At 65.9% G+C, this 21,846-nt stretch carries 21 protein-coding genes; 11 read left to right on the top strand and 10 right to left on the bottom strand.

Going from position 1 to position 21,846, the window contains the following annotated elements:
* Positions 1 to 33 precede the first annotated feature (33 nt).
* The 4 genes from AC1DRP_RS12680 to AC1DRP_RS12665 all read right to left on the bottom strand — a co-directional run bounded on the left by AC1DRP_RS12680 (position 34) and on the right by AC1DRP_RS12665 (position 4,104).
* Positions 34 to 972, bottom strand: a complete 939-nt coding sequence (locus tag AC1DRP_RS12680) for a homocysteine S-methyltransferase family protein (RefSeq protein ID WP_441507842.1) — start codon at positions 970 to 972, stop codon at positions 34 to 36.
* 80 nt (positions 973 to 1,052) lie between these two features.
* Positions 1,053 to 2,891: a CHASE2 domain-containing protein gene (locus AC1DRP_RS12675; RefSeq protein WP_441507843.1), complete on the bottom strand. Its 1,839-nt coding sequence runs from the start codon at positions 2,889 to 2,891 to the stop codon at positions 1,053 to 1,055.
* Entirely contained in the window at positions 2,888 to 3,397 is a 510-nt protein-coding gene (locus tag AC1DRP_RS12670) for a FecR domain-containing protein (RefSeq protein WP_476768634.1), read from the bottom strand. Before AC1DRP_RS12670 ends, AC1DRP_RS12675 begins: the two co-directional genes overlap by 4 nt.
* Positions 3,398 to 3,420: 23 nt before the next feature.
* Complete coding sequence (locus AC1DRP_RS12665; RefSeq protein ID WP_441490284.1) at positions 3,421 to 4,104, bottom strand: Crp/Fnr family transcriptional regulator; 684 nt, start codon at positions 4,102 to 4,104, stop codon at positions 3,421 to 3,423.
* A gap of 159 nt (positions 4,105 to 4,263) precedes the next feature.
* Between AC1DRP_RS12665 and AC1DRP_RS12660 the strand changes: the two genes are divergently transcribed.
* Both AC1DRP_RS12660 and AC1DRP_RS12655 read left to right on the top strand, forming a co-directional pair.
* Positions 4,264 to 4,569, top strand: a complete 306-nt coding sequence (locus tag AC1DRP_RS12660; protein ID WP_441490283.1) for a hypothetical protein — start codon at positions 4,264 to 4,266, stop codon at positions 4,567 to 4,569.
* Between the two features lie 90 nt (positions 4,570 to 4,659).
* Positions 4,660 to 7,839, top strand: a complete 3,180-nt coding sequence (locus AC1DRP_RS12655; protein WP_476768633.1) for a cyclic nucleotide-binding domain-containing protein — start codon at positions 4,660 to 4,662, stop codon at positions 7,837 to 7,839.
* 21 nt (positions 7,840 to 7,860) lie between these two features.
* Here AC1DRP_RS12655 and AC1DRP_RS12650 read toward each other — a convergent pair whose 3' ends face one another.
* Positions 7,861 to 8,355, bottom strand: a complete 495-nt coding sequence (locus AC1DRP_RS12650) for an Lrp/AsnC family transcriptional regulator (RefSeq protein ID WP_441490281.1) — start codon at positions 8,353 to 8,355, stop codon at positions 7,861 to 7,863.
* A 158-nt stretch (positions 8,356 to 8,513) separates the two neighbouring features.
* Here AC1DRP_RS12650 and AC1DRP_RS12645 point away from each other — a divergent pair, with 158 nt between their 5' ends.
* Genes AC1DRP_RS12645 through lpdA form a run of 5 tightly spaced genes read left to right on the top strand, consistent with a single transcriptional unit; the run spans position 8,514 to position 13,775 of the window.
* The gene (locus AC1DRP_RS12645) at positions 8,514 to 8,813 is read left to right on the top strand and encodes a hypothetical protein (protein WP_441507846.1); all 300 of its coding nucleotides are present in this window, start codon (positions 8,514 to 8,516) and stop codon (positions 8,811 to 8,813) included.
* Complete coding sequence (locus AC1DRP_RS12640; protein WP_441490279.1) at positions 8,810 to 10,039, top strand: 3-methyl-2-oxobutanoate dehydrogenase (2-methylpropanoyl-transferring) subunit alpha; 1,230 nt, start codon at positions 8,810 to 8,812, stop codon at positions 10,037 to 10,039. The genes AC1DRP_RS12645 and AC1DRP_RS12640 overlap by 4 nt, the downstream gene beginning before the upstream one ends.
* 4 nt (positions 10,040 to 10,043) lie before the next feature.
* Positions 10,044 to 11,060 (top strand): alpha-ketoacid dehydrogenase subunit beta, encoded by a 1,017-nt coding sequence (locus tag AC1DRP_RS12635; RefSeq protein WP_476768632.1) that lies wholly within the window; start codon positions 10,044 to 10,046, stop codon positions 11,058 to 11,060.
* Entirely contained in the window at positions 11,060 to 12,373 is a 1,314-nt protein-coding gene (locus AC1DRP_RS12630) for a dihydrolipoamide acetyltransferase family protein (protein WP_476768631.1), read from the top strand. The genes AC1DRP_RS12635 and AC1DRP_RS12630 overlap by 1 nt, the downstream gene beginning before the upstream one ends.
* A 4-nt stretch (positions 12,374 to 12,377) precedes the next feature.
* On the top strand, positions 12,378 to 13,775 hold the full coding sequence (gene lpdA, locus AC1DRP_RS12625) for a dihydrolipoyl dehydrogenase (RefSeq protein ID WP_476768630.1): 1,398 nt from the start codon (positions 12,378 to 12,380) through the stop codon (positions 13,773 to 13,775).
* A 36-nt stretch (positions 13,776 to 13,811) separates the two neighbouring features.
* On the opposite strand, the gene AC1DRP_RS12620 is transcribed toward lpdA, so the two are convergent.
* The 4 genes from AC1DRP_RS12620 to AC1DRP_RS12605 all read right to left on the bottom strand — a co-directional run bounded on the left by AC1DRP_RS12620 (position 13,812) and on the right by AC1DRP_RS12605 (position 17,606).
* A complete protein-coding gene (locus AC1DRP_RS12620) occupies positions 13,812 to 15,278 on the bottom strand; it encodes an ATP-binding protein (RefSeq protein WP_476768629.1) in 1,467 nt (488 codons plus the stop codon).
* Positions 15,256 to 15,912 (bottom strand): response regulator transcription factor, encoded by a 657-nt coding sequence (locus tag AC1DRP_RS12615; RefSeq protein WP_441507852.1) that lies wholly within the window; start codon positions 15,910 to 15,912, stop codon positions 15,256 to 15,258. Before AC1DRP_RS12615 ends, AC1DRP_RS12620 begins: the two co-directional genes overlap by 23 nt.
* Entirely contained in the window at positions 15,912 to 16,610 is a 699-nt protein-coding gene (locus AC1DRP_RS12610; protein WP_441507853.1) for a PepSY domain-containing protein, read from the bottom strand. Before AC1DRP_RS12610 ends, AC1DRP_RS12615 begins: the two co-directional genes overlap by 1 nt.
* Before the next feature lie 507 nt (positions 16,611 to 17,117).
* Positions 17,118 to 17,606: a hypothetical protein gene (locus AC1DRP_RS12605; RefSeq protein WP_476768628.1), complete on the bottom strand. Its 489-nt coding sequence runs from the start codon at positions 17,604 to 17,606 to the stop codon at positions 17,118 to 17,120.
* Positions 17,607 to 17,730: 124 nt separating this feature from the next.
* Here AC1DRP_RS12605 and AC1DRP_RS12600 point away from each other — a divergent pair, with 124 nt between their 5' ends.
* The 4 genes from AC1DRP_RS12600 to AC1DRP_RS12585 all read left to right on the top strand — a co-directional run bounded on the left by AC1DRP_RS12600 (position 17,731) and on the right by AC1DRP_RS12585 (position 21,262).
* Positions 17,731 to 19,284 carry a sensor histidine kinase gene (locus tag AC1DRP_RS12600; RefSeq protein WP_476768627.1) on the top strand — a complete coding sequence of 518 codons (1,554 nt, stop codon included), beginning with the start codon at positions 17,731 to 17,733 and terminating at the stop codon, positions 19,282 to 19,284.
* On the top strand, positions 19,281 to 19,880 hold the full coding sequence (locus AC1DRP_RS12595; protein ID WP_441507856.1) for a response regulator transcription factor: 600 nt from the start codon (positions 19,281 to 19,283) through the stop codon (positions 19,878 to 19,880). Before AC1DRP_RS12600 ends, AC1DRP_RS12595 begins: the two co-directional genes overlap by 4 nt.
* 134 nt (positions 19,881 to 20,014) lie before the next feature.
* Complete coding sequence (locus AC1DRP_RS12590) at positions 20,015 to 20,503, top strand: GlcG/HbpS family heme-binding protein (protein WP_441490269.1); 489 nt, start codon at positions 20,015 to 20,017, stop codon at positions 20,501 to 20,503.
* 69 nt (positions 20,504 to 20,572) lie between these two features.
* Positions 20,573 to 21,262, top strand: a complete 690-nt coding sequence (locus AC1DRP_RS12585) for an ankyrin repeat domain-containing protein (protein WP_476768626.1) — start codon at positions 20,573 to 20,575, stop codon at positions 21,260 to 21,262.
* Between the two features lie 276 nt (positions 21,263 to 21,538).
* Here AC1DRP_RS12585 and AC1DRP_RS12580 read toward each other — a convergent pair.
* The coding region (locus tag AC1DRP_RS12580; RefSeq protein ID WP_476768625.1) for a hypothetical protein at positions 21,539 to 21,846 on the bottom strand (308 nt) is incomplete at its 5' end.

Here is a 21,846-nt window from a genome sequence, read left to right as displayed (position 1 = left end):
GCAGCCGCGGCAGCGGCGCAATCTCCCGTCGCGCTACAGGCAGGCATAGCAGATCGCCCTGACATGGCGCAGGTCGGTGCCGCAACAGCCTCCGAGGACACGCGCGTTCTTGAGTTGCTTGCGCAGGCTGCGATAGCGATGGGCGAGGTCGAGGGGATCCCCAGCATCGAGTTCGGTTGCCATGTCGAGTTCGGTGTGGCTCAAGGTCGAGGCGTTCGCCCTCAAGCCCCCGATCCTGTCGAGCCAGGGTGCGCTGCCGGAGATGACCCGCTCGAAATGCAGGGGATGCGCGCAGTTGATCATGTAATGGAGGGGATAGGCCTCGGTTGCCTCATCGACGCGCTCGATCGCATGGCCCAGGGGCTCTCCGCTCGGGAGCCTGCCGTCGGTCTCCAGGGTGAAGGAGATGACGGCGGGCATTCGGTGAGCCTGCGCAGCGGCGGCGATGCCGATCGCCTCGTTGCTGTAGGTCATCGTGATGGCGCTCACCATGTCCGCTTCGGTGCGGGCAAAGGTCTTGACCTGATCCTGATGGTAGAGCTGCGCTTGCCGCGCGCTCATGCGCGTATCGATCCGATAGCCATCCCCACGCGGCCCGATCACGCCGTTGATCACGATCCTTGAATCGCTGGTTTCGTAGTGAGGACGCAGCTCCATCGCCAGCTGAACCGAGGCTCTCTGAACCTCCTCGATCATGGTGCGCGAGTAGTCCAGCTTGCGGGCCCAATCGGGATTGGCGCGCCAGGTCGGCGTATCCAGAATGAAGCCCTTGCCGTACTCGGCGGCGAGCGTGAGATAGGGCAGGAAATAGGCCTTGAGGCGGGCTCGGCCTTCTTCGCTGCGCACCAGCGGGAAAGCGGCGAAGAATGGCAATTCAAGCCCGTCACGAAAGGCGAGTGTCGTTTCCAGTCCGCCGTCCGTGAGGAATTCTCGCGCCAGGACCTGCGGAAGAATCGCCCTGTACTTGGCCATGGCCTTTCCCCTGTGTGGGATTGTCGCCGAACCCTTCCCGGAAAGGCGGATGCGTTCTGTGATCTGGATCACAGATGCTGTCAGGCGCCCCAGAGCGCGACGGAGATGCGTTGGCGCCTGCCGCGAATCTCGACTGTGCGAATGCTGTCGGGTTCGCGGTGGCGCTTCCGGATGTCGCCGGATGCGACGAGGAGCTCTGCTGAAACGGCAAGCGCGGCGCCTTGCTCCTTTGCGACTTCCATCAAGCGGCTCGCGACATTGACGCTGTCCCCGGTCGCAGTGATGTGCTGATGCGCTTCGTGCCCGAGACGAGAGACGATGACCGGGCCGAAATGGACACCGACACGAAGATCCGGATGGCCAATCGATACCTCTTCGCCGGTGGCCCACTCGCGCATATCCTTGAGCAGTGCCCAGGCCGTGGAGAGAGCGTGGCCGGCATCATCGGCGTGCGGATCTGGAATGCCGAACGCGATCATTGCACCGTCGCCCATGAAGGAGATGACGAGCCCGTCATGCGCGGTCACCTCGTTTTCGATGAGCGTGTGAAACGCCTTGAGAAATTCGCGTGTTCGCGTGAGGCCGGCCTGCTCGCTCAGCCGCGTGAAGCCCGAGAGGTCCACGAACAGGATCGCAACCGTCTGTTGCACCGGCTCGCGCAGGAACCCCGGGTCCCGTGCAATGCGATCTGCGAGCAATGGCGGCTGAAACTGCCGTAAAGCGGCTTCGGAACGGGCGATATCCGTGGCCTGGCGGCGGTCCCATGTCTGCCGTAAAACCACTGCGAGGACGACAGGTGGAATGACTGACGCCAGCGGGAGCGCCGAACTGAGCCAATAGCCTGCGGCGAAGAGCGCCGTGGTGGCCAGCAGCCAGGCAGCGAGACCGAAGACCGCTGCGCCGACGCCGATGCCGAGCGGAGCAGAGGCGATGAAGAAGACGGAGCCGGTGGCCAGCACGAGTGCCACGCCTGCGTCGAGCAACCGCACCTCGTGATCCCGGACCAGTCCGGTGCCGGCGATCAAATGAGCGATGCCGGTCGCCAGGACCTCCACGCCCGGCGTCACGGGATCGAAGGCGGTGCTGAAGGTGTCGCCGATAGCCGTGGCGGTGACGCCGACAATGACGATACGGCCCCGCAGGCGCTCTACGGGCACGGTGCCCGCAAGCAGGCCGGTTGCACTGATCGTTTCGAAGCTGCCTCGCGGGCCGTAGAACCGGAGCGGAAGATGGAATCCGAGGTCGAGCTTCACCGGGCTGCCTGCCAGGCGCACGGTATCGACGCCGAACACAGGAGCCTCGCCCTTGAAGCCTGCCGCCACACTTAGGACGAATGATGGCATGACCCCGCGGTCGGTCCGGAAAAGCAGCGGCACATGCCGCGGGGTGCCGCTTGCGTCGGATGAAATATTGACGAGACCGACGGCTGCCAACCGGTCGAACGGCGACAGCGGCCAGAGCATCTGTTTCGGTGCCGGTAATTGCGAGCTTCCTTCCTCGTCCCGGCCGAAGCTGCCGGCCGCGGCGACGAGTGAAGGCGTTCGTTCGAGAGCCTGGGCAAGCGCCTCATCTGTCTCGGGCGAGGTCGGGTCGACGAGCAGCAGGTCGAGTGCAAGGGTGCGTGGGGCCGCGGTTCCAATGGCGAGGATCATCCGAGCCAAAGTGGAGCGCTGGAGCGGGTAGCCGCGTTGCTGAGCCACGGTTTCATCATCGATGGCGATGATGACGATTTCGCCTGGGGGTGAGCGTCGACCGGCAATAAGCAGGCGCATGTCGGCGAGCGCCGCCTCGACTCGGTCGAGAGGATTGCGCTCGCCCGCGAGATGCATTCGCCCCAGAAATCCGGACCAGAGCGCGGCGATCACGAGGCAGAGGATGGTGATCGACGCGGGCAGGCGGACACTGCGCGTCGAGGTCACCGCCCGAACCGAGCAAGCAGCCCTGCGGCGCGCTCGCGGGACCAGCGGTGCACGTCAAGTCGCTTTTCCTGGGAGACGTCAACGCCATCGCCGGGATTGAGTTCGACGGGGTCCGTGCCATCGCGGCGCGTGACACGCACGCGCCCTTCGGCGACGAACACCGATGTCTTCGAGGTCGTTACGTCGACGGCATAGATCGTGCCGCGGACCGAGGCGATGGCGTGGGGCGTCAGGATCTGGAGGGGCCCGCGGCKACGGGGTAGCTCGACCAGAAGGCCTTTGCCATCCAATGCGATTGATTGAATCGCGCGGCCGGGCTGTGGCGATTGGACCTGGAAGCGGGTGGCGGCCTCCGCTTCAATGATCAGGCCACCGCTGCACCGGAACACGGTTCTCGGCGGATCGGTCCGCGCTGACGGGGTGCAGCCCGCAGGTTGTTGCGCGGCGGCGGGCGGGATCGATGCGCAAATGGCGCAAGCGGCAATCGAGAATCGGAGGAAGCGCATGGCAAGCCTCTCATGCTCGGTATTCAGATCGCGCCGGACTTCGCCAGCTGCCGAAAGCTGTCGACATTATGAATCACGAGGCGGCCCCGTCCAAGGGAGAGAATGCCGATCTGTTTCCAGCGCTGCAGCTGGCGGTTCACGGTTTCGCGGGTGACGCCGGTCAGCGCCGCCAGTTCCTCCTGGGAAATGTGCAGCTCGCTGCCATAGTCGGTGACGAGCACTTCGATGCGTCGCGCCAGCCGTGATGCGGCTGGAAGGAAGGCCGTGTCCTCCATGCGCTCGCTCATGCCGCGCAGCCGCTCGCAGAGCAATTCGATCAGCCGGATTGCAATCAGTGGCTCGTTGTCGAGCAGATTCAGGAAGTCACGCCGCGGCACGAAGAACATCTCGGTGTCTTCCAGCGCAATGGCGTCGGCGCTGCGGGCGCGACCGTCGAGAAGGGCGATCTCCCCGAAGACGTCGCCGCCTCCCAGCAGGTTCATCGTCAGCTGCTGGCCGGCATCGTCCGTGGTGCCAATTCGGATCCGGCCATGCCGGATGGCATAGAGGCCATCGCCGGGATCGCCCTTCAGGAACAGGACCTCGTGCGGTGCCAGGTGCCTCGGCAGGCAAATTGCGGCGATCTTGACCAGGGCGTCGTGAGCAAGCCCAGCGAAGAACGGATTTACCGATAGAAGCCGAACCACCAGATGCGGCGCGCTGCGCATTCCCAAGTCCCCCTGTTCTCTCCGTTGCTAGGAAAAGCTGACGCCTATGTGACCTGTTTCACAGAAGATAGCACGGGAACGGCCGAAAACCCCCGGCGAAGGCCGCAGCGACCGCAGCCCGCAGTCGCTGTGTGTGCCGCTCCGAACGGGAGTTTCGCCGTGCACCACACCGCCAACACTCATTCCACGCCGTTCAGGACAACCTCGCTCGAACCGCTGCGCGAGCCCGAGACAGTGACGCAGGCGGGCGAGTGCCCCTTTCTTGGCAGGATGACGCGCGCGAGCCGCGCGCTGGTCACATCGCTGGCGCTCGCCTTTGGCCCGCAGCGCGGGCAGTCGCAGAGCGTTGCCATGGATGCGCATACATTGAATGACATTGGGCTGAGCCACGCCGAGGCTGCCCAATGGGGGCCGCTGAGCCGTTACATGCCACGCCCCTGGGGCGAGACGGATACGCTGAACTGATGCGCAGGCGCAGGGAAGCTATTGTCCGCAACACGCGAAAATTGCGGTACGCTGGAGCGCAGCGCTCACATCACAGGCCGGATGCGCTCCATGGCGGATGGTTCCTCTCTGCAGGCGGCCCAGCGCTTGCGCTCGCGGCCAGGACAGGCGGCAGCGCAAACCACGCCTCAGGCGCCGGTTGAGGCGAGCGCGCCCGCAGCAACAGGCTTGTTTGCCTATATCTGGCGCAACAGCCGCCGGCAGCAGCTCCAGATCATCGCGATCGTGCTGCTGTCGTTTCCCTTTTACTATCTTTCGCTTGAGCTGCCGAAATACATCATCACGGACGCCATCCAGGGCCGCGCCTTTTCCGGTGGGCAGGAGACTGCACGGCTCTTCCGGTTCTCGCTCGCCCTACCGGCCTGGCTCGGGGGCAGCCGTGAACTTCTCAGCGGCGTCATGCTCGATCGCATCAGCTATCTGTTTGCGCTGTCCGGCCTGTTTCTGCTGCTGGTGCTCATCAATGGCGCCTTCAAATACGTCATCAACATGCGCAAGGGGGCCTTGGGCGAACGGCTGCTGCAGCGCCTGCGCGCCGACCTCTTCGCGACGCTGCTGAGTTTCACGCCCGAGGCACGGCGCCGGCTCAAACCGTCCGAGGCCGCGACTGTCATCAAGGACGAGGTCGAGCCAGTCGGCGGTTTCGTCGGTGATGCCTTCATCCAGCCGGTTCTGCTCGGTGGCCAGGCGCTGACGGCGCTGATCTTCATTCTGCTGCAGAATCTGGCGCTGGGGTCGATCGCGGCAGGCATCGTTCTCGTGCAGGCAGTGATCATTCCCCGGATGCGGCGTGAGCAGATCCGGCTTGGGCGACAGCGCCAGATCGAGTCGCGGGCCCTGGACGGCAAGATCGGCGAGGTCGTCGAGTCGCTGGACGAGGTTGCTGGCCACGGCACCTCTGCGGTCGAAAAAGCACTCGTCGCAGTGCGCCTCGAGAGGCTGTTCGGCATCCGCTACCAGCTCTATGGGCGCAAATTCGCGGTCAAGTTCCTGAACAACCTGTTGGCCCAGCTGACGCCATTCCTGTTCTACACGATCGGGGGGTATTTTGCCCTGACCGGCCGTCTCGACATCGGCCAGCTCGTCGCGGTCATCGCCGCGTATCGTGACCTGCCGACGCCGGTAAAGGAACTGATCGACTGGGATCAGCAGCGTCTCGACGTCGAGGCGCGGTTTCAGCAGGTCACCCAGCAATTCTCGCTGGACGATGCCCCGGCGCCGGAACGGCCGCAGGCCCCGCTCTCCGGAGATGGGATCGTGCCTGGCGAAGGCATGATCGCGGCCAAGGGGCTGACGGTTCTTGGGCCGGCCGGCGACCGGCTGCTCGAGCGCGTTTCATTCGCTCTGCCCTTGGGGGGGAACATCGCCTTGATCGACAAGGCGGGGGAAGGGGCGGCTGCGTTCGCGTCTGTGCTCGGGGGCAGTATGGCGCCGTTCRACGGCGCGGTGACGCTGGCCGGTATTCCCTTGGCTTCGTTGTCCTCCGAACGGCGAGGGCGGACACTGGCCTATCTCGGAGCGGAGCCCGTCATTCTCGATGCGTCCCTGCGCGACAACATTCTCTATGGCCTGCGCCGCCCTGTTGTCGCCCAGGCCGGGGCCCAGCCCTGGTCGCTCGACTTCAGCGGCGCCGGCGTCGCGAGCAGGCACGAGCTCGAACGTCTCCTGGTCGAGGTGCTAGGCGTGGTCGGGCTCGCCGAAACGGTGTTTCGCTTCGGCCTGCAGCGCCAATTGAGTGCGGACGACCCGACCGAGATCGTCAACAGGGTTGCCGAGATCCGTACGAGAATTCGCTCCAGGCTGATTGGGCGCGGGGCGGGCGATGCGGTGGAGCCCTACGATCCCGAGCGATACACACGAAACGCGACCATCGGCGAGAACATCCTGTTCGGCGTCGTCACTGATCCCGGCTTCGCCGGGGAACGCCTGGCCAGTCACAAGCTGGTGCGCGCCATTCTGGACGCGCAGGGCCTGACCACGCTTCTGACCCAGATCGGGCGGCGTATCGCGGCGACCATGCTCGAGATCTTTCGCGATCTTCCAGCCGATCACGTCCTGTTCGAGCAGTTCTCCTTCCTTTCCGCGGCCCAGTTCCCTGACTATCAGGTCATTCTCGGGCGGGCCGAGGCCCGCACCCTCCGGGAGGCCGATCGCTCCCGGTTGATCGCGCTGGCATTTCTCTATGCGGAGCCGCGGCATCGGCTGGGGCTGCTGAGCGAGGCGGACGAGGTCCGCATCCTCGCCGCGCGGCAGTCTTTCCGCGCGCAGGCCACCCCGGAGATGGCGGATGCCATCGCCTTCTACGATCCGGCCCGTTACTGCCCGGCAGCCCCTCTGCGCGACAATCTCTTGTTCGGCTGCGTTGCCAGCAGCAGTGCTGCGGATGCGGAGCGCGCGCTCGAGGCCATCCGTGAGAGCCTGATCGAACTGGGCCTGGAGCGTGACGTCTATCGTTGGGGACTTGAACAACAGGCCGGCTATGGCGGACAGTTCCTGTTTCCGGCTGCGAAAGCGGCCGTTGCTCTGGCACGTTGCCTGATCAAGCGCCCGCAGATCATGATCCTGAACGACGCGTTGGCGTCGTTCGGGCAGGCCGAGGCTGCCAGGCTATTCGCACGGATCACGACCTTCATGAAGGGGCGGACCATTCTCGTTGCCGGCCGGCAGATTGCGGAACTGGGTCGTTTCGACGCCAGCCTTGAATTCCACGGAACCAACTCCGTCAGTTCCGCAGACGCGGCGGTTCAGACGCAAGCTCAGTCCGACGAGGCGTTCGTGAGCGATCAGTTTGACGCGGGCAGTATCGAGCTGCGCGCCCTGCGTTCCGTGCCGATCTTTGCCGATGTCGATACGGTGCGCCTGAGGTTGCTGGCCTTCACTGGCGAGCGGGTCGAGTTCGCGGCGGGGGAGGTCATCTTTCGCCAGGGAGACGAGTCGGACGCCGCCTATCTGCTGATCACGGGCTCGGCCGACGTCGTGTCCGAGGCGTCGGGGCCGCCTGTCCGGATCTCGACCATGAACGCCAACAGCCTGTTCGGTGAAATGGGGATCGTGACGGATGATCCTCGCTCGGCAACGGTCATCGCGACCACGCCGCTGACGGCGCTCCGCCTGCGCAAGGAGGTTTTCGTCGCTCTGCTGACGGAGTTCCCTAACATGGCCCTCTCGGTGACGCGGTTGATCGTCCGGCGCCTGCAGGACAATGTGGTTACGCTGAGCCATCGGCACTGAACCGGCCCCTGGCATGGTGCATCACGGCAGTTGCAGCGGATCGACCGAGATCGCCCGCTTCAGCGTCCTGAGACCGAAGGTCGTGCGTGACTGGCGAATTCCGGGGATCCGGTACAGCGTCTCACGGAGGAAGCGCTCGTAGTGGTCGGTGCCGCTGACCACGACCTTGACGAGATAGTCGTATTCGCCGGTGACGAGATGCGCCTCGACCACTTCGGGAATGCGCGCCAGCGCGTCCCCGAACGTGTCGAGCACCTTGTCGTCGTGCTTGTCGAGCGTGATCTCGACAAAGACGGTGTTGTTGAGCCCCAGGGCCGCGTGATCCAGGACTGCCACATAGCGCTCGATTGCGCCGCTTTCCTCCAGCCGCCTGACCCGCGTCCAGCAAGGCGATGGCGAGAGCCCGACCTTCTCGGCCAGTGCGCTCGTCGTCAGGCGGCCATCGGCCCGCAGGGCGGACAGAATCCGCCGGTCGATAGGGTCGAGAGCGTCGCTGCGCCTGGACTTGCCGGTCATCGGGCGAATCTTCTGTAAATGGAGACAGTGGCGGAAGAATTTGCCGAGATTGAGCCGAATGTCGAGCGTCTTCGGGAAAACTCTTTCCGTTTGCCGGATTAACGTCGTTGCGGCGATGGGGGTGCGTGATGACCGGGCGAATGCAACGGCGAGTTGTGGTGAAAGCGTCGACCAGCGACGCCTATGACGGGCTGGTCAGACTCCTGCTCGATGCCCAGCGCCTAGGCTTCGCCCTTGTCGAACTGTCGAGCTCCCGCCAAGATGACGGACGAACCGCGATCCGCATGGTCATCGAGACCGAAGGCGTCTCGGACTGCGCGGAGATCGGCTTCCGCCTTGCCCGCCATCCGGCGCTCGCAGCTGTCGAGGCTTTCGAGTTCGGCGACGAGCCGGGTTCATTCTATGTCGGCTCGCTGCATGCGGGTCGGCAGGGCGCCCTTGCCGGAGTGCGGGCATGACCGATCAGCCGTTGCGCTTTCATGTCCCCGAACCCGCCAGCCGCCCGGGCGGCAGGCCGGATTTCTCCAATGTCGTCATCCCGGAAGCGGGCTCGGTCCGCCGGCCTCCGGTCGATATCGATCCCAAGGAAATTCGCGATCTCGCGTATTCGATCATCCGCGTGCTCGACCGGGAGGGGCAGGCTGTCGGCCCGTGGGTGCCCGATCTCGACAGGGATGCTCTGATCCGGGGCATGCGCCACATGATGACGCTGCGCGCCTTCGATGCCCGCATGCAGATGGCGCAGCGCCAGGGCAAGACCTCGTTCTACATGCAGCACACCGGGGAAGAGGCGGTGAGCTGCGCCTTTCGCATCGCGCTCGGCCCGGAGGACATGAATTTCCCGACCTATCGCCAGGCCGGGCTCCTCATCGCGCATGATTATCCGCTCGTCGACATGATGTGCCAGATCTACTCGAATGAGCGAGACCCGATCAAAGGCCGCCAGCTTCCGGTCATGTACTCGTCGAAGGCGCACGGCTTCTTTTCGATCTCCGGCAATCTCGCCACCCAATTCGTTCAGGCGGTAGGCTGGGCCATGGCCTCGGCGATCAAGGGCGATCGCAGGATCGCCGCCGCCTGGGTCGGCGACGGCTCGACAGCGGAGTCCGATTTCCACGCCGCCCTGGTCTTCGCCTCGACCTACAAGGCCCCGGTCGTCCTCAACGTCGTCAACAATCAGTGGGCGATCTCGACCTTCCAGGGCATTGCCCGCGGCGGCTCCGGCACTTTCGCGGCGCGCGGACTCGGCTTCGGCATTCCGGCCCTGCGCGTCGACGGCAACGACTACCTTGCGACCTACGCAGTGGCGCAATGGGCGATCGAGCGCGCGAGGCGCAATCTCGGGCCCACGCTGGTCGAATACGTCACCTATCGCGCCGGCGCCCACTCGACCTCGGACGACCCCTCCGCCTATCGGCCCAAGCATGAATCGGAAGGTTGGCCGCTCGGCGACCCGCTGATCCGGCTGAAGCAGCATCTGATCGCATTGGGCGCCTGGACTGAAGAGCGGCACAAGCAGGCCGAGGCCGAGATTCTCGCAACCGTGATCGCTGCGCAGAAGGAGGCCGAGGGCCACGGCACCCTGCATGCCGGCGGCAAACCCTCGGCACGCGACATCTTCGAGGATGTCTATGCCGAACTGCCTCCGCACCTGCGCCGGCAGCGTCAGCAGATCGGAGTCTGACGCGATGGCTCGAATGACGATGATCGAGGCGATCCGTTCGGCGCTCGATGTCTCGATGGGGCGCGACGAGAACGTCGTGGTCTATGGCGAGGATGTCGGCTTCTTCGGCGGCGTGTTCCGATGCACCCATGGCCTGCAGCAGAAATACGGGGTGAACCGCTGCTTCGACGCCCCGATCAACGAACTCGGCATCGTCGGCACGGCAGTCGGCATGGCGGCCTATGGCCTGCGCCCCTGCGTCGAGATCCAGTTCGCCGACTACATGTATCCGGCTTACGATCAGATCGTCTCGGAGGCGGCCAGGCTGCGCTACCGTTCGGCCGGCGATTTCACCTGTCCGCTGGTGATCCGCATGCCGACGGGCGGCGGCATCTTCGGCGGCCAGACGCATAGCCAGAGCCCGGAGGCGCTCTTCACCCATGTTTCCGGGCTGAAGACCGTGGTGCCCTCCAACCCGCATGACGCCAAGGGCCTCTTGATCGCCGCAATCGAGGATCCCGATCCCGTCATCTTCCTCGAACCGAAGCGGCTCTATAACGGCCCGTTCGACGGTCATCACGATCGCCCCGTGACACCCTGGTCCAAACATGAGCTCAGCGAGGTGCCGGACGGCCATTTCGTGCTGCCGCTCGGCAAGGCCGCGATCCGGCGCGAGGGCGCGAGCGTCACCATCATCGCCTATGGCACCATGGTTCATGTCGCCGAAGCGGCAGCCGAAGAGACCGGCATCGACGCCGAGGTCATCGATCTGCGCAGCCTGCTGCCGCTCGACCTCGATACGATCGTGGCCTCCGTGGGCAAGACCGGCCGCTGCATTGTCCTGCACGAGGCGACGCTGACCTCGGGGTTCGGCGCAGAACTCACGGCCCTGGTGCAGGAGCATTGCTTCTACCATCTCGAGGCGCCCGTCATGCGCGTCGCCGGCTGGGACACTCCCTATCCGCATGCCCAGGAATGGGCCTATTTCCCCGGCCCGGCGCGCGTCGGCGCCGCCCTGCGTGAGATCATGGAGAGCCGATGATGGCGGAACGGGTCATCAAGCTTCCGGATGTCGGCGAGGGCATTGCCGAGGCCGAGCTCGTCGAGTGGCACGTCAAAGTCGGCGACATCGTGCGTGAGGACGATCTCCTTGCTGCTGTGATGACCGACAAGGCGACGGTCGAGATCCCGTCGCCGGTCGACGGGGAGGTGGTCTGGGTCGGCGCCGATATCGGCGACACCGTTGCGATCGGCTCGGCGCTGGTCCGGCTGAAGGTTGCAGGCGAGGGCGCGACTGATCCTGGCGAACCGGAAGGGAGCGCGGCGCCGGAGCTGGTCGTTGTCGAGCAGCCTGTCGCCGCGCCGAAGAACGAAGCTCCCGCCCCCGCTCCGGCAAAGCTGACCGAGGCCAGGCCCGCTGCATCGCCCAAGCCGCGCGCGGTCTCAGCTCCCACGCTGAGCGCCGTACCGAGGCGGCAGGCTGGCGAGAAGCCGCTCGCTTCGCCGGCCGTCCGGCTGAAGGCGCGCGAGGCCGGGATCGACCTGCGCCAGGTCGTGGGCTCCGGCCCGGGTGGGCGCATCACTCACGAGGACCTCGACAGCTTCGCGTTGCGYGGGCCCGAGGCCGAACGAGCGCCAGGGCTGGCGCGCCTGACCGCCGTCACCGACATCAAGATCGTCGGCCTGCGCCGCAAGATCGCCGAGAAGATGGCGCTGTCCAAGGCGCGCATCCCCCACATCACCATCGTCGAGGAGGTCGACGTCAGCGCGCTGGAGGACCTCCGCGCAGTCCTGAACAAGAAGCCGACGCTCGAGCGACCGAAGCTGACGCTTCTGCCCTTCGTGATGCGGGCGCTGGTCAAGGCGCTGGCCGAGCAGCCGAACCTGAACGCGCTGTTCGATGACGAGGCCGGGATCGTCCACCAACATGCCGGCATCCATATCGGTATCGCGACCCAGACGCCGACCGGACTGATCGTGCCGGTCGTAAAACATGCCGAGGCTCGTGATCTCTGGGACTGCGCCCKGGAACTCGGCCGGCTCGCCGAACGGGGACGCGAAGGCATCGCGACCCGGGACGAATTGACGGGTTCAACGATCACGGTCACATCGCTCGGCGCGCTCGGCGGCGTCGCCACCACGCCGGTGATCAACCACCMCGAGGTCGCCATCGTCGGCGTCAACAAGATGATGATCCGGCCGATGTGGAACGGCACGAGCTTCGTCCCGCGCAAGATGATGAACCTGTCGTCGAGCTTCGACCATCGCGTCATCGACGGCTGGGATGCGGCCGTCTTCGTGCAGCGGCTCAAGGAGCTTCTGGAAAACCCGGCAATGCTCTTCGTGGATGCCTGACGCCATGACCGAGATCACCTGCAAACTGCTTGTCATCGGCGCGGGCCCGGGCGGTTATGTCTGCGCCATCAGGGCTGGCCAGCTCGGCATCGACACCGTGATCGTCGAGAGCACGAAGCTTGGCGGCAGCTGCCTCAATGTCGGCTGCATTCCGTCCAAGGCGCTGATCCATGTCGCCGATGAATATGAGAAGCTGGCCACGGCCGCGCAGGGCAAGACGCCGTTCGGGCTCACGGCCTCGGCGCCGGCGCTCGATTTTAAGCAGGCCATCGGCTGGAAGGACGGGATCGTCCAGCGCCTGAACAACGGCGTCGCCGCGCTCTTGCGCAAGTCCAAAGTCAAGATCGTGCATGGCCGGGCTCGCTTTCGCGACGGCAAGACCGTTGCCGTCGAGACCGAGACGGGCCCGAAGCTGATCCGGGCCGAAACAATCGTCATCGCCACCGGCTCTGCGCCGGTCGAGCTGCCCTTCCTGCCCTTTGGCGGCACTGTGATCTCGTCGACGCAGGCATTGTCGCTGCCCGCGGTTCCGGGGCGGCTGGCGGTCGTCGGTGCCGGCTATATCGGCCTGGAACTCGGGATCGCCTTTGCGAAGCTCGGCTCGCAGGTCACCCTCGTCGAGGCGTTGCCACGGATTCTTCCGCTTTACGATGCCGAGCTGACCGCGCCGGTCGAGAGATCGCTGTCGAGGCTCGGCGTCGGGCTTCTGCTCGGGGCGAAGGCGCGCGGCGCGACTCCGGACGGCAAGTCCCTGCTGGTGGAGACGGCGGAAGGCGAGGAACGGCGGATCGCGGCGGACGCGACACTCGTCACCGTTGGCCGCAAGCCGGTGCTGTCCGATCTCGGGCTCGAGGAACTGGTGCTCGACATGGATGGCAGCTTCATCCGCATCGGCGAGCGCTGCGAGACCTCGATGCGCGGTATCCATGCGATCGGGGATGTCACCGGCGAGCCGATGCTGGCGCACCGCGCCATGGCGCAGGGCGAGTTGGTGGCGGAGATCGTCGCCGGCCTGCCGCGCGCCTGGGACAAGCGTTGCATTCCGGCGATCTGCTTCACCGATCCGGAAATCGTCTCGGCCGGTTTTTCACCGGGCGAGGCGCGTCGCGCCGGCTTCGAAATTAAGACCGGGCAGTTTCCGCTGGCTGCCAGCGGCCGTGYGATGACGCTCCACAGCGAGCAGGGCTTTGTGCGCATCGTCGCGCAGGCCAACACCCATGTGATCCTGGGTATCCAGGCAGTCGGGCAATCCGTCTCCGAACTCAGCGCGGCGTTCGGGCTCGCCATCGAGATGGGCGCAACGCTCGAGGATATCGCCGGAACGATCCACGCCCATCCGACGCTTGGCGAGGCCGTGCAGGAGGCGGCGCTGAAGGCGCTCGGCCACGCCATTCATATCTGACGCGATTGCGGCTGTGACTGCGCTACGGCCCGGGCTTCATTCGGCAGCCCGCGCAACCGAGGGGATGACTGCCGGTCTCGGCTTCGCTGTGCCATCGCCCTGCCTTCGTTCGCTGCGCCGGGGCGGCTCGATTTCGAACGAGATGGTGCAGCCCGTTTCGGTGTCGGCGATGATCAGTTCCCGGCCGTACTCGGCCAATGTATCCGAGACGATTGCAAGGCCCAGTCCGGATGAATGATGACTGTCCGGAGCGAAGTGGACGCCACGTTGCAGGATCAGTTGGCGTCGGTCTCCCGGCACGCCGGGCCCATCATCGCTGACCGAGAGAACGGTGCTGCCGCCGTCAGCGGTGTGGACCTGCACCGTAACGGCGCTGCGTGCCCATTTGCGCGCATTGTCGAGCAGATTGCCGACGACCTCGGCGAAGTCGTCGGTTTCCATCGCGGCGCTGACGTGTTCGGGAATCGTGACGCTCCAGCTGATGCTGTCGGCGCTGTCGATGCGGCTCATCAGATCGACCAGCCGGTTAACGATCGGCAGCACGAGCGTTCTCATGCTCACTGCCTGGATCGCACCGTGCGTCCGCGCTCGCGCAAGCTCGCGCTCGACATGTGCGCCGATCGCTTCGCATTGTTCACGCAGAATGGCTGCATGCGCGTGCTGTCCGGACTTTTCAAGGCGCGCCACTTCGCTCGACAGGATCGTGAGCGGCGTCTTCAGCCCGTGGGCCAACAGGCCCGCCCTGTCGCGCGCCTTGCGCACCAGCTCATCCTGGCGATCGAGCAGCCTGTTCAGATCATCGACCAGCGGCTTGATCTCCTCGGGAAGGGTACCTGTCAGGCGCGATGTGCGGCCTTCGCGCACGGCGGTGAGACTCGCGCGTAGCTGATGAAGGGGGCGCAGGCCGAACCGCATCTGCAGCCAGGCCCCACCGATCAGCAACAATGCGAGCAGGAACAGGATCTTGGCGACATCGAGGGAGAAGGCGTGGCGCAGTTCGCCGATATCGGCATGATCAAGCGCGACGGCCAGCTGGAACGTCCGTGGGCCATCGGCGCCATCGAGCTTCACCGAGCGTTCGAGGACGTAGAGCTCGGAGTTGTTCGGCCCGTCGATCTCGAACGCGCCCTTGCTCTTGTCCTCCCCCTTGGCCGTGCTCGTATCGAGGATCTGGTCCCAGAGCGAGCGCGAGCGCAGATGCTGCACCGCCCCTTCGCTGATCTGCCAGTAGGCGCCGCCATAGGGCAGCTGATAGCGCGCATCGGCGAGATCGTGGTTGATCAGCGGGTTGCCGTCCGCATCGAGCTCGAACGCCTTGGCGAGTTCGCTGGAGCGGATCTCCAGCTCGATCGCGATGCGCTTCAGGACATGCTGCTCGAACACCAAGATGAGCGCTGCGCCTGCGGCCGCGAGCGTCACGGCAATCGTCAGGGCTGCGATCGTCAGGATGCGCTTGCGGATCGAGCCCGAGCTCATCGCCTCAGCCCCCGATGATGTAGCCATGGCCACGCCGGGTGCCGATCGTCTCCGCCCCGACCTTCCGGCGCAAGCGCCCGACCAGCACTTCGACAGCGTTGCTGTCGGGTTCGTGATCGCCGCCATAGACATGGTCGATCAATTCGCCCTGCGACACAACCCGCCCCTGATTATGCACGAGGTAGCGCAGCAGCCGATATTCCAGCGGAGACAGCTCGACATTGCGCCCGCCAACCGCAACCGTTCTGCGGCGCGTGTCGATATTGAGGTCGCGATAGACCAGTTGAGGCGTCAGGTGACCGCCAGCTCTGCGAATGAGTGCGCCGACCCGGGCGACCAGTTCCTCGGCCTGAAACGGCTTGGGCAGATAGTCGTCGGCGCCGGCGTCTATGCCTTCGACGCGCTCCATCCAGGCGCCGCGCGCGGTGAGGATCAGAATAGGTGTCCTGACCGAGGCTGCCCGCAGCTTGCGGACAACCGAGAGCCCGTCGAGCTTCGGCAGGCCAAGGTCGAGCACGAGCGCATCGAAATCGTCCGTCTCGGCGCGAAACCAGGCGGCCTCTCCATCATGGACGACCTCCGGAACATAGCCGGCTTCCGTGAGCGCGGAGGCGACATCGCTGGCGATGCGCCGTTCGTCCTCCACGACGAGAATTCTCATCATCGCCTCCGCATTTGGAGGATCCGGTTGCGCCGGGCGTCGACTACGACTTCGCGGTAGCGGCCTGCGCCGTCGAGAACCAGTAGTTCATAGCGCCATTCGCCCGTGGGCGCGAGGCGCAGATCGACCTCGAGCACGTCACCGGGAACAGCCGCGCGCACCACTGACAGGACGGCGCCGAGCGACACGACCTGTCCTCCCTGGGTCGCCTGACGTGCGAAATCGGCACTCGTATTGCCCCAGTGCTGGCCGGTGCTGACGGCATCCTCGCCGTTCCTGCCGCCGCGACCCGAGCGACCACGCTGATTGTCTCCCGAATTCTGGCTCGCGGCGGACCCGCCGTCATGGCCCGATCTGCCGCTGCCGGAATTGCTTCCGCTGTTGCCGGAGCCTCCGCCGCCGCTGGATCCGGAGCCGCCGCTGGAGCCACCGCTGCCACCGCCGGAGCCGCCGCCGCCGGAACCGCTACCTCCGCTTCCGCCTCCGGAGCCACCTCCACCTCCGGAGCCTCCGGAGCCGCCGCCGCCACCGCCGCCCCCCCCACCGCCGCCAGAACCGCCGCCGCCCCCGCCGCCATCGCCTCCGCCATCCTTGGCAAAGGAGGGGGCGATCCAGGCCGGGCTTGTCGTGACGAGCGCAAATACGACCGCGAGGGCCGGAACCGCGCGCCACAGGGCGATGTTGCGTGAATGTCGCATGGTAGCTTTCGAAGCTACGACACCCAAGCTGACATTTCCCTGACAGGCCGCGTCAGGCTGGCGAGGTTCGAGGGCGCGCAGGCTCTGCTCCGTCACCGAGGAGAGAATGATCGGCGGTGGCTATGGCAAGGAGATACGACCATGACATTGCGATCACTTATGCTGGCGACCACCATCCTGGTGGCGACCACCGGCTCGCAGGGCGCGAGCGCCGCCATCCGTGACGACAGCTCGCCTCACCTGGAAGGCATCATCCGCCTGGGGGCGTCAGCCCTGTCCCGGAGCGGTGAGGGCGAGAACGATTCCCCAGCTCACAAGAGTGCGACCTCGCATGAGGACGCGGCCCGCGTCATCCTGGCGCGCGACGGCGGCGGGGGAGGTGGCGGCGGAGGCGGCGGCGGAGGTGGTTCTGGAGGCGGAGGGAGCGGTGGAGGCTCCGGTGGTGGCAGCGGCGGCTCTGGCGGAGGCAGCGGAGGCAGTGGCGGCGGAAGTGGCTCCGGCTCCGGCTCAGGCTCCAGCGGCAGTAGCGGCGGCAGCGGCCGCGGTGGCGACAGCGGTGGTGGTCTCGGCGGTTCGTCGAGCGGCGGTGGCAGCGCAGCCGATGCGCGTGGCCGCGGCGCCGATGATGGAGCCGGTCATGCCCGAGGCGGTCGCGGTGCTGATAACGCTGTAGGTCAGGCTCGGCATGGGCGTGGAGCGGATGATCCGGCCGGCCATGTGCGGCAGGGMCGGGGTGCGGACGATGCRGTCGGYCAGGCCCGGCGTGGGCGTGGAGCGGACGATCCGGCYGGCCATGTGCGGCAGGGCCGGGGTGCGGACGATGCAGTCGGCCAGGCCCGGCGTGGGCGTGGGGCAGACAATCCGGTCGGCGACGTACGTCGCGCCCGCGGCGCCGACGACCCGGCCGGCCATATCCGGGGTGGCCGCAGGGCGGATGACCAGGCCGGTCATCTCTGAAACAGGCCGATGCGCGAGGCTCAACGCCGCCTCGCGCATCCTCTGGCATCCTGCCTGATGTGGGAAGCGAGAGGCTGGACAGGCTGGCTGTTTCGGCTCGGCGAGCGCGACGGTGACTGCGAACGGCTTGCGCGATAGGTTGGCCTAAACTAGGCGCACCCTCGTGAAGCAACGGTTCCTCGCGTTTCTCGGATTATGKATACCGCTGGCGCTCATCGCCCTTGCCCTGGCGGCTGCTACCGAATTCGTCCGGGTGCGGGACGGGCTGGAGCGGGATGGCGGCACGCTGCACCGCGTCCTGTCGCAGCGCGTCGATCAGCATGACGCCCATCTGACCAGCCTCGCAGCAGTCCTCGCAAGCTCGGATGCATCATCCGCAACCTTCCAGGCTGTGGTCGAGGCGATGCAGCGCTTCTATCCCCGCATCGCTGCTGTCGCCCTGATCGATTTCCCCAAGTCATCCGAAATGGATGTCGGCAGCCCACCATCTGCTCTCCGGGATTTCGACATGGCGGCGCTTGCGGGAAAGCTCCGCGAACTCGGGCCAGGGCAGGCTGGGACGGTCGCCAGCCGAGGGGGGACGCCGTTCTACGCGCTGGTCAAGCGCCTTCCCGACACTGCGTCCGAAGTCCGCGCGCTCATCCTGGTGATCGACGGCAAGCTCCTGGTCGAACCGGAGGGCGGCCAGCCGCACGAGATCGCTCTCGTGCTTCGGGATGCTGCCGGAGCGATCCTCGTTCAGACCGGGGTAACCCTTCCCGAACAGGGAGTGATCCCCCGTCTCACCTATGAAAGGGCGCTGGGCAGTCGGTCACAGCCGCTCGTGCTGCACCTCGCCGGGCAGCCGGTTCTGGCGGATCTCCTCCCGCCGCGCACCGCATTCGTCGTCCTGACCGCGACGGGGCTCGCGGTCTTCCTGTTGCTGGTGATCCGGCGCGAGAGACGGCGAACGGCGGGCGCAAGGGAGGCCATGCGCCTGCACCAGCATGAGGCCCGGCTGGCCCATGCGATGCGGGTCAATACAGTCGGTGAAATGGCGTCCGGCATTGCCCATGAGATAACCCAACCCCTGACGGCGATCCTCAGCCAGAGCCAGGCGGGCCTTCGCCTGGCTCGGTCGGGAGGGAAAACCCCCGACGAACTCGTGAGCGTGCTTGAGGCCAATGTCCGTCACGCGCGGAGGGCGGGCGAGATATTGGAGCGGCTGAGGGCCTATGTCTCACGACGTGATCCGGTCCGGCAGCCTGCAGATCTCAACCAGATTACCCGCAATGTGGTCGAACTGGTCGAACGCGACCTGCAGGAGCGCGCGATCACGTTGCGGCTGGAGCTGAGCCCCATTCCGCCATGGGCGGTGGTGGATCGCGTTTCCATCGAGCAGGTCGTGCATAATCTGGTTCGAAACGCTGCCGAGGCGCTCGACGCGATGCCGGAGGAGCGGCGCGTGATCACGATCAGGGTCCGGGAGGTTGCGGGGGAGGCGGTGATTTCGGTCGCGGATCAGGGGAGCGGCATCGCGGATGCCGATATGGCGCGCCTCTTCGAGCCGTTCTTCACGACCAAGAGCGGCGGAATGGGCCTTGGCCTGCCATTATGCGAGCGCTTGGTCGAAAGCGCGGCCGGACGCATGGAAGTCCGGAACGGAGCGGCGAGTGGGGCCGTCTTCACGATCCGTATCCCCGTCTTGATCGCGGAGCGGAAGGTTGCTGCGGAATGAAGCCGGCTGCACGCACGGTCTATCTGGTGGATGACGACAGCGATGTCAGGGAAGCGTTGACCCTGCTGTTGAAGACCATGGGATTCGCCGCGAAGCCGTTTTCGAGCGCGCAGGCTTTCCTTGATCGCCCGGATCCGCGGCAGGATGGCTGCGTGGTCGTCGATATCCGCATGCCGGGGGTCTCGGGTCTGCAGCTGCTCGAACGGATGGCCACCGCGGCAGTACGTATGCCGACGGTTGTGATCACCGGCCATGGCGATGTCACCGCCTGCCGGCGCGCATTCAAGGCCGGGGCCGTCGATTTTCTGACCAAGCCGGTCGATGAGCAGGTTCTGCTCGAAGCGATCGAGGCCGGTTTCGCGCAGCGCGACGACCTGAGCCGGGATCAGGCAGAGCGGACCGAGCGGGCCGCACTGCTCGCTCGCCTGACCCCACGCGAGCGCGAAATTCTCGATCTGGTAGCGCAGGGCCGGTCGACCAAGGAGATCGCACGCGCTCTCGACCTCTCGCCCCGCACGGTCGAGACCCATCGTGCCAATATCGGGGTAAAGCTTGGCGCGACCTCGGTTGCCGCCATGGTGCGGGCCGCGCTTTAGGGCTCGGCCTCCGGCAGGTCTCCGTATGATTACGGAGATGGCTCCGGCACCGCACCGATAATCTTCGCCGCCGCCTCGGGCTAACCTTTCTCCGTCGAGCACAGGGTTCGATCACGCTCAGTACCGGAGAAATCATGTCCATGATCCGCCTTGCTGCCGCCGCAGCCCTTGCGCTTGTCCCCGTCGTCGCCGGGGCTCAGGTTCTTCAGGAACGGAACATGCCGCTGGCCATCGCCCAGGAACTCGCCCAGGCCACCGTCGAGGCTTGCGCGGCCAAGAATTTCAATGTGACGGCGACCGTCGTCGATCGTGCCGGGCTCGTGCGCGCCGTGCTTCGCGCCGATCGGGCCGGGCCGCACACTGTCGAGGCCAGCCGCGCCAAGGCTTTCACCTCTGCCTCTGCCCGCAACGCTACCTCGGCGATCGCGGAGGGCGCCGAGAAGAATCCGGCCGCTCGTCATCTTGCGTCGATCGAAGGCTTCCTGCTGCTCGGCGGCGGCGTGCCGGTCAAGGTCGGTGACGAGGTCATCGGTGCGGTCGGGGTCGGGGGCGCTCCCGGGGGGCATCTTGATGAAGAATGCGCCAATGCCGGCATCGAGAAGGTGAAGGCGAAGCTGCGCTGAGACTATTCTTAGGCATGTCGATGAAGGCGGCCGGCGCTCGGCCGTCTTCGGGATCGTCGGAGTGGGGCAATGTCGAGAACGCTGTTCGCCGCCGTAATCCTCGCGGTCGCGACCCTGTCGGGCCAAGTGCGGGCGCAGACGCCGCCGAGTGCCGCGGAATTGTCCGCCTATCAGGGCCTCCACGCCGCTGCCGCGTCCGGCGACGTCGCCCGGGTCAACCACCTTGCCGCGACGGGGGCTGACCTGAACGCCCGGGACGGGAACGGCCGCACGCCGCTCCATGTCGCGGCCTTTCGCGGGCAGGGGGCCGTGGCGTGCGCCCTGATCGTCGCGGGAGCGAACCCGGCGCTTCTCGACCACCAGCGTTATGATGCCGTCACCATCGTCGCAGTCAGTGACGATGTGCCGACGTTGAAGGCTCTGCTCGCCGCGGGCGCGGCCGCGACCCTCGTCACCAGCCGCTATGACGGCACCGCGCTGATCGCCGCCGCCCATCTCGGCCATGAGGGCATCGTAGAAGAGCTGATCAAGGCGAAGGCGCCCCTCGATCACGTCAACAATCTCGGCTGGACAGCGCTGATGGAGGCGGTGGTGCTCGGCAATGGCGGCCCACGGCATGTCGCGACCGTGCGGGCCCTGGTCGCTGCCGGCGCCAATCCCGGGATTGCTGATCGGGACGGCCTTACGCCGCTGCAACATGCCCGCGCTCGGGGCTATAAGGCCATCGTCGAGGCGCTTGAAGGCAGGCGCCTTCGCTGATCCAAGCCGGGCCCGGCAAATCTCTCGGGCGCTGGTTCGCGCCGGGCTCACGTCAGGCGGCCGTCCTCAGGACCGCTGTGACCTCGGAATCCTGGACAGCGCGAAATGAGCGGGCTGGGTGTCCGCGCGGGTTGTCGACGTCAGGCTAAAGCATCGGCCCGAAAAGTGGATCGCGGTTTTCGGAAAAGCCGATGCAAACACAGAAGGCCAGATCATCGGACCGGATACGATATCCGGTCTGATGATCTGGCCTTGGGCGGCGAGCGCTATCCGGCCTCAATCAGCCAACCGGTGTTCAAGCACCTGATAGAAATCATCATTGGCGGGATCCGCAGCCAGCGCGAGGGTCGTCTCGTCGGAGGGGACACTCAGCCCGCCGGCAAACGCCTTGAAGGCGTGGGCAGATTCCTCTTCCAGGAAGCAGAGCCGTATCGCCATCTTGTCCCTGGGCAGGGCGACAACGCGATAGGGGATTCCCCGCAGACTGAGCCACGCATCCATGGCGTCGAGCTTGAGGCGCAGATTCACATCGTCCGTCGTGACCAGGACGTGATGAATCCTGACCAGGACGTGATGAATCCAGT

It is taken from the genome of Allobosea sp. 01N443 (assembly GCF_056399325.1).
This window is presented reverse-complemented; position numbering and strand designations above follow the sequence as displayed.